Below are 11,780 nucleotides of genomic sequence, written 5' to 3' on the forward strand. Positions count from 1 at the left end.
AACTGTCGGTTATCAGGGCCTCTAGCTGAGCAAATTCGGAGTGCGTCCGCACAGTGGGACGCACTCCCAGCAAAGGCCCTATTAACAGCGCCGAAACATTGGTAACGTGGGAGCGCTCCCAGGATCTTTTCCGCGAGGTGCTCCATGACCGAGCAGCCCACACTGGCACAGGTGGCGGCCGCTGCAGGGGTTTCCCCCGCGACCGCATCTCGAGTCCTCACGGGCTCGGTGCGGGTCAGTACCTCGACCCGCCGGCAAGTCTACGACGCCGTGTCCCGCATGGGATACGTCCGCCAACGAGCCCCCCGGGGAACGGCCGCCAAGACCATGGCCGACGGCGTCACGGCGGTGATCTGCGACCACCTCCCACGCCTGTTCTCCGAGCCCTACTACGCACGGCTCCTGTCCGCCGCAGGGGCCGTGATCGCCGAACACGGCACCCATCTCATGGTGACCACCGTCACGCCCACGTCGTCCGTACTGCCGGTGCTGTCCGGCGCGGTGCTGATCGTGGGCGCGCGCGAGCGCCACCCCCTGGCGATCAAGTTGTCCACCTCGGGCGTCCCCGTACGCAACATCGGCCGCCCGCCACACGATCTCAAACTCCCGTACGCCGACGTGGACAACCTCGACGGCGGCCGCCAGGCGGCGGAGCACTTCCTGTTATCCGGCCGCCGCAACGTCGCCGCCATCGGCGGACCACCGTCCCTACCCGGCGCGCGCGACCGATTAGAGGGCCTGATACGCACCCTGCAGGCGGCGGGCGCACCCGACGTTCCCGTGGCCTACGGGGACTTCACCGCGGCCTCCGGCACCCACGCCATGCAGTGGCTGTTACGCCACGCCCCAGGTCTGGACGCCGTCTTCGTCGCCTCGGACCTGATGGCGGCAGGCGCGATCCAGGCACTGCGCAGGGCCGGGCGCAAGGTGCCGGCGGACGTGGCGGTGATCGGGTTCGATGACGCCCCGGTCGCCAGGCACACCGTCCCGGCCCTGACCACCATCCGCCAGCCCGTCGAGGAGCTCGCCACTGTCGCCACCCGGCTGCTCCTGTCGGGGGCCGCGGGGATCGACCCCGTACTCCCTACGGAACTGGTCGTCCGTGAGTCGGCTTGAGCCGGGGGACATACTGGCCCGCAGGTATCTGTTGCTGGATCCGCTGGCCCGCGGGGGCATGTCGGTCATCTGGCGTGCCTTCGACCAGTCGCTGCACCGGATGATCGCCGTCAAGGTGCTCACCGCCTCACTTCATGCCGGCGGCGGCGAGCGCATGAGCGCCCGCAGCGAGGCGCGCGCCGCCGCCCGGTTCATCCACCCCGACTCCATCGACATCTACGACTACGGCGAGACCGTCACCACGAACGGCGGCGTCGCCGCCTACGTGGTGATGCCGCTGCTCGACGGCACGCCGCTGGCCGAGCGCATCGAGCAGGGGCCGCTGCCGTGGACCGAGGCGGCGGCCATCGCGCTGCGGCTGGCCCGGGTCCTGATGGCCGGGCACGCCCGCGGCCTGGTCCACCGGGACGTCACGGCCGAGAACGTGCTGCTCACCGCCGACGGACCCAAGCTGCTCGACTTCGGCATCGCGGCCTGGGCCGGAGACCCCGACGACGACCGCGGCACCCCTCCCTACGTCGCCCCCGAACGGCTGCTCGGCGCGCCAACCCATCCCGCGGTCGACGTGTACGCCCTCGGCGTGCTGCTGCACACCATGCTCACCGGGCGGACGCCGTACCCGGAGACGACGTGGGAGGAGATCGAGGCCGCGCGCAGGACGTATCCCCCGCCCCGCGTCGCCGGCGTGCCGTACTCCGTGGCCACGCTCTGCCAGCGCTGCCTGGCGGACCGGCCTGACCGGCGGCCGACCGCGGCCGAGATCGTCTCGGCGCTGACCTCGGCGCTGAGTGCGGCGAGCCTCGGGCGGCACGTCAGACGTGGCCTCACGGTCGCCGGTTCGGCGGCCGTCGCGCTCTCGGCCCTGCTGTGGTTCCAGCAGACGGGACTCCAGCAGGAGCAGCAGAAGCCGCAGCCGGAGGTGACGGTCAAGACGCCGCCGACCGCCAGGCTGATCGAGAGCACGCCGGCCACGGCCGCCTCCGTCGAGCAGGCCGTGGACGGCTTCAACACGGTGCTGGAGGCCAGGACGCCGTGCGGCGCGACCGACGCGGACGTGGTGCTGGACCTCAAACAGGTGCTGCACGCCGCGGTGGGACCGCACGGCCCGTCGGTGTCCAGGACGGACAACCTGCGCCAGAAGCTGTCCGACCGCTTCGGCGAGGGGCGGCTCGCACCCGCCTGCCTGAGCGAGCTGCAGGCCAGGCTCGACGACATCGACGCCGCGCTGGATCGTGATTGAGGAGGGGTACGGCAGCACCCGCCGTACCCCTCATACGCGGTCCGTACCCCTCGCAAAGCACGCCGCGTGCCACATCCCCTGCTGGGAGCGCTCCCAGCGTAGCGCCTGGACCGGCTATGACCAAGATCGAATGAAACTTTCACAGCGCGTTGTCGACGTCGTGCGGGGCGTGATTCAATGCGCTGGCCGGGCGGGCTGCTCGTGGGCAGGTTTCCTCATTCGTCAGCGCAAGGGAATCCCCATGAGGTTATTCAAGTCGGCGGCGATCACCGCCGTCATGGTTCTGATCACTACTGTCCTGATGGTGCCCACGCAGGCACTGGCGCACGGGGTGTCGATGTTCCCCGCGGCAAGGACGTTCCTGTGCTGGCAGGACGGCCTGCGGGAGAACGGCCAGATCATCCCCTACAACCCCGCGTGCGCGGCGGCCGTCGCGCAGAGCGGCACGACCCCGCTGTACAACTGGTTCGCGGTGCTGCGTTCCGACGGCGGGGGCCGGACCACCGGGTTCATCCCCGACGGGCAGCTCTGCAGCGGCGGCACCGGCGGTCCCTACGACTTCTCGGCCTACAACGCGGTGCGCAGCGACTGGCCGCTGACCCACCTGACCTCGGGCGCCACCATCCAGATGCGGCACAGCAACTGGGCCAAGCACCCCGGCGCCTTCAACTACTACGTCACCAAGAACGGCTGGAACCCCAACGGGCCGCTGAAGTGGTCCGACCTGGAGCCGTTCGGCAGCGCCACCAACCCGCCGGACACCGGCCCCGCCGGCGCGCTCAACTACTACTACTGGAACGCCCAGCTCCCGTCCGGCAAGACCGGCCGGCACATCATCTACACGATGTGGGTCCGCTCCGACAGCAACGAGAACTTCTACAGCTGCTCCGACGTCGTCTTCGACGGCGGCAACGGCGAGGTCACCGGTGTCGGCCCGGGCCAGAGCACCCCCACCGCCACCCCGACGGTGACCCCGACGGTCAACCCGGGCGCCTGCACCGCCACGTGGAAGGCCACGGACACCGGCTGGGCCGGCCACTTCCAGGGCGAGGTGACCGTGAAGAACACGAGCACCTCGTCGATCAACGGCTGGACGGTCAAGTGGACCTACTCCGGCGGCCAGGGCTTCGACGGCTCGCCATGGAACGGCGTCCTGTCCGGGCAACCGCCCAACGTGGTGGTCAAGAACGCCACCTACAACGGGCAGCTCGCGCCGAACGCGACCACCTCGTTCGGCTTCAACGCCACCGGTTCGATCCCCAACCCGGCCCCGGCCCTTACCTGCACCAGCCCGTGATCAAGTCACGTCGCGGGCGTGTCGCGGCACTCGTCACCCTGGCCGGCCTGACCCTGGCCGGGGTGATGTTTTTCGCCGTCCGACAGCCGTCCTCCCAGCTGAACCAGGAGCTCGCCGCCCAGGTGACGCTCATCCTCGAGCAGTCCTCGCCCGACGAGCACCACGCGCACGGCCACGACTTCGACTCGCGCGTCGTGTGCGCCGTGGAGCCCTTCGGGTTCGATCCGCCCGACGCGACCTCCCTCGTCGAGGTGAAGTGGGTCTACGCCCGCCACATGTGCGCGGTGACCGGCGCGGGCACCGACTGGGCCACCTCCGTACGGGCCGCGGGCCCGATCGCGGTACGCGTCGGCATCCCTCCCCTGGTCCGGGTGCCGGAGCCGGGCGTGGGCTATCCGGACCGCGTCAAGCGGCTCATCCCGGCCCGCTACCACGAGGCGGCCTTCGCCGAGTTCCAGGACGAGTCGGCGATCGACGCCGCTCGTCAGCGCTTCGCCGAAGCCGTAAAAAGCCAAGCCCGATAACGCGACGGCTCCCCGGCGACCGAGCGCGCCTCTGCGGAGCAGAGGCCATAAACACGGACGCGGCCGGCTGGAGGTACCGGCCGCGTCCGTCCCATCCGGGCGGGATGGTCTCGTTGGGCAGGGATGTTCTTTCGCCTCACCTCCTCATACGCAGCGGTACGACGGGCGGTTCAGTTGGCACACGTGTAGCCGGACGGCACGGACGTGTTGCCGCTGGGCCGGCTCGCCTGCACCCCGAAGCTCGTGCCGGCGTTGGGTGCGAGGGTGCCGTTGTAGCTCAGGTTCTTGGCCGTCACGGTCTGGCCGCTGACCGTCACCGCGGCGTTCCAGGAGCCGGTGAGCGTGTGGCCGGCCGGCAGCGTGAAGGTCACCGTCCAGCTCGACTTGGTCGAGGTGCTGGTGTTGGTCACGGTCACGGGCTGCACGACGTACCCGGTGCCCCACTGGCTCTGCACGATGCCGGTGGCGGTGCAGCCGCCGCCGGTGCCACCGCCGCTGAGCGTGGTGAACGACGCCGTCGGCGACGCGGCGGACTGGTTGCCGGCCGCGTCCCTGGCCTTGACGTACACCTGGTACGTGGTCGCCGGCGACAGCCCGGTCAGCGTGATCGAGTTCGTCGCGGTCGAGCCGAGCGAGGTCCCGGTCGAGGTGTAGACGTCGTATCCGGTCACGCCGACGTTGTCAGTGGAGGCCGTCCAGGACAGGTTCGCCCCCGACGAGGTGATGCCGGACGCCGACGGGGTGCCCGGCGTGCTCGGCGGGGTCGGGTCGGTGGTGCCGCCGCCGTAGATCGAGGCCTGCTTGGAGGTGGCGGCGATGCCGTTGGCGCCGTTGAACAGCCGCCGGCCCCAATCCGTGAGCTGGGTGACGTCGAAGTTGGTGACCTGGTCGAGGTATTCGACGCCGCCGCCGTTGCCGCTCCACGACCAGCCCAGGTAGCCGAGGCCGCGGCTCACGGACTGGGCCATGATCGTGTCCTCGTCCGGGTTGCCGTCTGAGTGGTTGAAGCCGAACTCGCCGACGACCAGCGGCAGCCCCGCGGTCTTGAACGCGTCCATGTACGCGTTGATCTCCGCGGCCGTGTCGAAGACGCCGTACATGTGGATGGAGAAGATCGTGTTCTTGTTCGGGTCGCTGTCGAAGACCGCCCGCGCGTTGTCGCGCATGCCGAACTGCCAGTCCTGACCCCAGTTGGGCGCGTCCACCATCAGCGCGTGCTGGAAGCCGTTGCTGCGCAGCTTCTGGATCGCGGCCGTGGTGGCGGCGGCCCAGCCCGGCGTGACGGCGTTGTTGCCGATCGGCTCGTTGCCGATGTTGACGATGACGTAGTCCTCCTGGCCGACCAGGGCGGACTTGACGCTGATCCAGTAGTTGGCGGCCTGGTCGAGGGTGTAGGCGCCGCTCTGCTCGCCGTACCCGGTGGTGTCGTGGTTCTCCAGCACGCAGATGAGCTTGTTCTGCTTGCAGAGGGAGACGACGTTGGCCACGTCGGAGACGCTGTTGGGGGTCCAGCGGCCACCGCTCAGCACGACCCGCACGGTGTTGGCCTTCAGCGACTTGATGTCCGCGAACGCCTTGGTCTGCGTCGCGTACCACGTGTGCGCGTGGCTGGTGCCGCGCATGACGAACTCCTGGCCGTTGGCCTCGACGATCTTCGTACCGCTCACGTGAATGCCGACGGCGGCGTTCGCGGGGGCGGCCGAGAGGCCGAGGAAAACGAGGAAGCACGTCAGCGCGGTGATCAGTGATCTCATGTGCTGCCTTTCACTGAGCTGTGGAACCGCCCCCGCCGCTACTGCGACGGGGGCGGGGTCTTCACTCAGGCGGGAGTGCAGGTGATGGGGTCGGGGACGGTGGGTGTGCCGTTGGCGATGAAGCCGAACGTGGTGGTGGCGCCCGGGGCGAGCGCCCCGTTGTACGCCTCGTTCCTGACGGTGACGCCGGACCCCGACTGGGTGTGCTTGCCGCCCCAGAGCTGGGTGATCTGGTTCGCCGACGTCCAGGCGACCGTCCATCCGGTGGTCGCCGAGGTGCCGTTGTTCTTCACCGTCACCTCGGCCTGGAAGGCGCCGCCCCACGAGCTCGTCACCTTGTACGTCGCCGCGCACCCGCCGGTCGGCGGCGGCGTCGTGTTCGTCGTGGTGAACGAGGTGCCGTCGGACGATGCCGAGGCGTTGCCCGCCGCGTCCCGCGCCACCACAGAGGCGGTGTAGGAGGTGCTAGGGGTGAGCCCGCTCAGGTTGAAGGACGCGCTCGTGGCCGTGCCTACCTTTTGGGACCCCAGGTAGACGTCGTAGCCGCTCACGCCCACGTTGTCCGTGGAGGCGGTCCAGCTCAGCTTGGCCGTCGAGCCCGTGATCTCGGAGACCGCGGGCTTGCCCGGCTTGCTGGGCGCTGTCGTGTCCTGCTCCTCCGGACCCGGGGGCTCACCCCAGATCTTGGTCGCGCCGCTGTAGAGAGTGATGTTCCCGGTGCGCACCGGCGTCGCGCCGGGCGTGGTGGGGATGTTCCGGTACGACCAGTCGTTCGCCGGGTCCCACGTGCCCGCGCTGGTGATCCTGAACTGCACCTCTCTGCGGTGCTGCGACTGCCCGGCCGGGGCGATGGCCTGCCCGGAGCAGTCGATGTTCACGTAATACGTGGCGCCGCTCGCGGTTTGATGGTCGCGCTCACTTGGCCCTCGCTGGTCACGCAAGCTACCGCTCTCGGGCCTGAGCGTTCGCTGCTCCGCGTGCAGCGTGGGCGCCTTGCACTGCGTGTAGGCCGACGACACGGTGATCTGCGAGGCCGTCGTCGTGCCGTCGAGCGTGAAGTAGTAGCGGAACGAGCCGTCGGACAGGATCCTGGCGGGCCAGGCCGACTGGTTGCGGACGATGGCCTTGATCTCCGTGAAGCCGGTGCCCGAGGCGTTCACGCCCGCCTCGACGAAGAGCTCGGGACCGTCCGGGGTCTCCGCCACCGGGAAGTTCGCCGCGGGCGCGCCGCCGTACTCCTTGTAGAGCCGGGCCAGCGCGCTGGTGAAGCCGGCGTTGTAGTCGGTGGCGACCTCGTTCATGACGTAGTCGTCGCGTTTGTCGGTGTAGGCGTCGTTCGGGTCGGGCGGTCCGCCGACGAGCGCGCCGTACAGGGTGTGGCGGGTCTGCTCGGGGTTGGTGATCTGGTCGGTCCACGAGCCGTGCGCCGTGCGGTGATGCGGGTTCTTGGGCGGGTTGGCGCCGAACCCGATCAGGTACGAGGAGTTGCGCGGGTTGTCACCGAGCGCGTAGTTGATCTGCCGCACCGCGAAGTCGTGGTAGCGGGCCTTGCGCGTGGCGTCGGTGATGGTGTCGCTGTGCACGAGCGCCGCGAACGAGGTGTTGGCCGCGTACCGCAGCGAACCCCACCGGTCGAGCACGGCCTGGCCACCCGGCGAGTACGCCACCTTCGCGCCGTTCACGCCGACGGTCCACCAGTCGAGCCAGCGGTTGGCGTCGTCCAGGTAGCGCTGTTTGCCGGTCAGCTTGTACAGCAGCACGTACGCGCCGTACGACTTGTCGTCCCACGCGATCGTCCACTTGTACGACTTGGTGGTGGTCTGCGGCTCGTTACCGAGGTTGTCGTACCCGGTCTCGGCCTTGGCCAGGTAGGAGGCGTCGTTCGTGGCCCGGTAGAGCCAGATCGCGCCCCACACCAGCTCGTCGTTGTAGCCGCTCCACGAGTTGTAGTAGCCCTGCGCGTCGGTGATGCAGTCGGTGTACTTCTTCCTGACCGTGTCGGCGAAGGAGTACAGCTGCTTGGCATGCGTCAGGAGCGTGTCAGCATAAGCCGGATTTGTCGGGCGGAAGACGATCGAGGAGGCGGCCATCGCCGCCGCCGTCTCGCCCGCCAGGTCCGACCCGCCGCACGACGCGTCGATCTTGTACGCGGGCCGCGTCATCTGCATGGCCTCGGCCGGGCCCCACCAGGCGTGGTCCGTGCCGCCGTTGCCGACCTGCCCGTAGAGCACGTTCGCCGACGGGTGGGCCTTGATGAAGTAGTCGTTGACGAACTTGAGGTTGTCGAGCAGGTGCGTGAGCTGCCCGGAGCTCGCGTACGCGTCGCGGTACTCGACCGCGCCCCAGGCCAGCATGGTCGTGGAGAACGCCATCGGGAAGCCGAACTTGACGTGGTCGCCCGCGTCGTACCAGCCGCCCGTGAGGTCCACGCCCACGTCCTTGCCGTCGTTCATGCCGGAGTCGCCGCGCCAGCCGACGCGGTTCCAGCTCGGCAGGTCGCCCGACTGCTGGGCCTCGTAGAACCACAGCGCCTTCTGCAGCGCCTCACCGTACGCGAACGCGGGCGCGGCGGCGTGGGCCGCCGGCCCCACCCCTGCGAAACACAGGGGCAGGACCAGCGACGCCACGGCGATCAGTGCCTTTCTCACGGGAAGACCCGTCCGTACTCGCCCAGGGCGACGGCGACGTCCACCTGTGCCCAGAACCGGTGGTAGTTGAAGACCGGCGCGGGGCCCGTGCCCTTCAGGAAGGCGTCGACCTTCGGCCAGTCCGGGTCGTTCTTGTAGAAGGACCTGATCGAGATGAACGTCGAGCTGGAGTTGATGGTGTCGCCGTTGGGCATCTTGCCGCTCCAGCCGGACGGCACGTAGACCGGGTCGTCCACGCGGTTGTAGTCGGTCTTGGTCTCGGGGACCGACACGCCCTTGGCGTCACGGTTCTTCCACACGCCGTCGAGCAGCGCCTTGGCCATGTTCTTGGCCGCCGTGTTGTTCGCCTTGGCCGCGTAGTACATGAGCGTCTTGGCGTACGCGCCGGCCACGCCCACGTCGTTCGTGTAGTCGGCGATCGTCACGTGCAGGCCGGGGTTGGCCGGAGGCATCCCGGAGGTGGCGGTGAAGTCACCCACGGGCTGGCCGGTCCACCGCAGCGTGGACGGGATCTGGTACGAGCCGTCCGCGTTGATGGTGGTGTTGTTCATGGCCCAGGTGACCCACTTGTCGAGCAGCGCCTTGGCGTCGGCGTTCCCCGAGGCGTAGTAGAGCTCGGCCACCCGCTCCATCGTCCACGCCTGGAAGCCGAACCACTGGTTCGACGGCGGGTCGTGGTAGACGGGCTGCCAGTCGTAGGTCAGGCCGTGGAACTTCGGCAGGCCGGCCGGCGGCGCCGCGTAGTGGCCCTCCCAGCTGTTGGTCGCGCCACCGGCGATGGCGCCCTCGGCCGACTGCAACCAGCCGTAGAACTGCAGCTGCCGGGTGAGGCTGGTGCTCCAGTCGGCCACGCCGGTGCTGCTCTTGGGCTTCAGCTCGGTCACGTTCGCCAGCGCCCAGGCCGCGAGCGGGTTCTGGTAGCCGGAGTGGTTGTGGCTGGAGCCGATGCGCCATGCCCAGCCGGCGTTGGAGTCGGTCGCGCCGCCCCAGGCGTAGTACCAGCTCAGCAGGTAGTTGGAGGCGTCCTTGCCGGTGCCGGCCGCGCACTGCGGGCTCGTGCAGCCGGGCTTCTTGAAGTACTTGTCGTACATCGCGTAGCGCAGGTAGTCGCCCATCTTCGCGGCCTTGGCGACCGACCCGGAGATCTGCGACTCCTTGCCCTGCGCCTTGGCCCACGTCTGCGCCCAGTACGCGGCCTGCACGGCGCGCGCGTCGGCGTCGGGGGCGTTGGTGTACTTCCACTGCTTGGCGTAGGAGCTGTCCTTGATGAACAGGTCCAGGTAGCCGTTGGTGCCGCCGTGCTTGAAGGTGTCGCAGGACGGCTGCGGGATCGTCTCGAAGACCGACTCCTCCGGGCCGCGCTGGTAGGTGTTGATGTAGGCGGGCTTGGTGGTGCCGTCGCCGCAGCGGCCGAAGCCGTAGGTGTTGTCGACGTCGAGCAGCCAGTGCATGCCGTAGATGTCGCGGGTGCCGTACGCGCTCTGCAGCTCGCCCGCGATCGGGTCGACGCCGGGCGTGACGCCGGAGTCGAGCGCGGTCGGGTAGTTGCTGATCTGGTTCCACTCCGGCGCGTACGTGGCCGGCTTGTTCGGCGTGTAGAAGGAGTTCGTCGGCTGGTCGGCCGTGGCCGGGATGATGTACTTCTCCATCGAGGCCCACGCGTTGTTGAACTTCGTCCAGTCGCCGGTGACCTGCCCGTAGACCGCCTCCAGCCACAGGTAGTAGCTGTAGGCCTCGGACGTGGTCTCGTGCCCGTGGTCCGGCGCCTCGACCATGAACGTCTCGATCGAGTGGTACGGCACGCCCTCGGGCGAGAAGTAGCCGTTCGCCGGGTCGTGGAGCTCGTTGTACATCTCGACGAAGCGCTGGACGTAGGTGTTGTTGCCGCCGACGTCGTCGTCCGCCTCGGTGGCGGTGACGTCGACCGCGGTGTAGCCGGTGGCGCTCACCCGGAACACGCCGGAGCCGGCGGTGGTGTCGCTGTCGTTGGCCGCCGCGAGCGTGACGTTCTGCGCGGTGTTCCAGTTGGACGGCGTGAAGGTCAGGCTGGCGCCGCCGGAGACGGTCAGGTCGGTGTCACCGCTGGCGCGTGACGTGGTGACGGTCACGTTGGCCGAGGGCGCCTGCGACAGCTTCACGCTGAAGCTCGCGGTCCCCGCCTCCGGCACGGACAGGCTCGTCGGGCTCACCACGAGCGCGGGACCCGTGTTCTGCGAGACCGTGATCCCGACCGGCGCCGAGGTGGTGGTCGCGCCGCCGTTGTCGGTGGCCCGCGCGGTGATCGAGTAGCTGCCGGCCGCCACGTTCGTCCAGCTGTAGCTGTACGGCGCCGAGGTGTCGGTGCCCAGCAGCGTGGAGCCCTGGTAGAAGTCGACCTTCGAGACCGTGCCGTCGGAGTCGGACGCGTTCGCCGCGATCGGCACGGTGGCCGGGGCGGTGAACGTCTGCCCCGCGGTCGGCGAGGTCAGCGACACCGTGGGCGCGGCGTTGGCGCCGCCACAGGTGACCCCGTTCACGCTGAACGTGGTCGGGTTCGGGTTGCTGCCGGTCCAGGTGCCATTGAAGCCGATGGACACGGACGCGCCGGTGCCAAGGCTGCCGTTGTAGGGCATGTTGGTGCCCGTGACGCGCGTGCCCGACTGGCTCCAGTTGGCGCCCCAGCCCGTCGGGGTGTACTTCTGACCTGTGGTCGGGTAGTCGAAGCCCAGGTTCCACGAGGTGATGGGGTCACCGGTGTTCTTCAACGTGATGCTCGCGGTGAAACCGCCCTGACCGGGGCTGCTGGTCCATTGATTGGCCGTGTACGTCACATCGCACGCCACGGCCGCCTGCGCGGGTCCGGCCGACACGGCCGAGGTCACACCCGCCACAAGGACAAGCGTCGCGGCCACGGCCAGCCGCCGCGACAAGCGGGAGAGAAGGGGAGGAGGTCTGTACTTCACGGGGTCTCCATGGGAGTAGAGGAGTGGGAGCGCTCCCAAACGGGATTGTGGGTGACCCGACGCGTATGTCAACGGAATGGCGGTTCGGTAACCCCCGTGTTTCCTCTCACCAGGGTGCCCGGGATGAAAGTTTCATCGGCGTTCCGGGGCATTCAACGAGCATGCGGCGCGGCGGACACCTCCGCGAGCATCGCCCTCTGTACACGGATGGAACCACGACAGACCATGGGAGCGCTCCCAGCCCTCTAACACTGGAGAT

7 protein-coding genes are annotated in these 11,780 nt (G+C 69.0%); 4 read left to right on the forward strand and 3 right to left on the reverse strand.

Features of this window, described 5'->3' with window-relative positions:
• Positions 1-144 precede the first annotated feature (144 nt).
• The 4 genes from AB0L65_RS15725 to AB0L65_RS15740 all read left to right on the forward strand — a co-directional run bounded on the left by AB0L65_RS15725 (position 145) and on the right by AB0L65_RS15740 (position 4,177).
• Complete coding sequence (locus AB0L65_RS15725; RefSeq protein ID WP_364245310.1) at positions 145-1,116, forward strand: LacI family DNA-binding transcriptional regulator; 972 nt, start codon at positions 145-147, stop codon at positions 1,114-1,116.
• Positions 1,103-2,356 carry a serine/threonine-protein kinase gene (locus AB0L65_RS15730; protein ID WP_364245313.1) on the forward strand — a complete coding sequence of 418 codons (1,254 nt, stop codon included), beginning with the start codon at positions 1,103-1,105 and terminating at the stop codon, positions 2,354-2,356. Before AB0L65_RS15725 ends, AB0L65_RS15730 begins: the two co-directional genes overlap by 14 nt.
• Positions 2,357-2,597: 241 nt before the next feature.
• Positions 2,598-3,653: a lytic polysaccharide monooxygenase gene (locus AB0L65_RS15735; protein ID WP_364245316.1), complete on the forward strand. Its 1,056-nt coding sequence runs from the start codon at positions 2,598-2,600 to the stop codon at positions 3,651-3,653.
• Complete coding sequence (locus tag AB0L65_RS15740; protein WP_364245319.1) at positions 3,650-4,177, forward strand: hypothetical protein; 528 nt, start codon at positions 3,650-3,652, stop codon at positions 4,175-4,177. The genes AB0L65_RS15735 and AB0L65_RS15740 overlap by 4 nt, the downstream gene beginning before the upstream one ends.
• A 170-nt stretch (positions 4,178-4,347) precedes the next feature.
• Here the strand turns inward: AB0L65_RS15740 and AB0L65_RS15745 are convergent, their stop codons facing one another.
• The 3 genes from AB0L65_RS15745 to AB0L65_RS15755 all read right to left on the reverse strand — a co-directional run bounded on the left by AB0L65_RS15745 (position 4,348) and on the right by AB0L65_RS15755 (position 11,521).
• On the reverse strand, positions 4,348-5,931 hold the full coding sequence (locus AB0L65_RS15745; protein WP_364245322.1) for a cellulase family glycosylhydrolase: 1,584 nt from the start codon (positions 5,929-5,931) through the stop codon (positions 4,348-4,350).
• Between the two features lie 65 nt (positions 5,932-5,996).
• On the reverse strand, positions 5,997-8,567 hold the full coding sequence (locus tag AB0L65_RS15750; protein WP_364245786.1) for a glycoside hydrolase family 9 protein: 2,571 nt from the start codon (positions 8,565-8,567) through the stop codon (positions 5,997-5,999).
• A gap of 8 nt (positions 8,568-8,575) precedes the next feature.
• On the reverse strand, positions 8,576-11,521 hold the full coding sequence (locus AB0L65_RS15755; RefSeq protein ID WP_364245325.1) for a glycoside hydrolase family 48 protein: 2,946 nt from the start codon (positions 11,519-11,521) through the stop codon (positions 8,576-8,578).
• Between the last annotated feature and the right edge of the window lie 259 nt (positions 11,522-11,780).

The sequence above is a fragment of the Nonomuraea sp. NPDC052116 genome (genome assembly GCF_040680035.1).
GTDB lineage: Bacteria > Actinomycetota > Actinomycetes > Streptosporangiales > Streptosporangiaceae > Nonomuraea > Nonomuraea angiospora_A.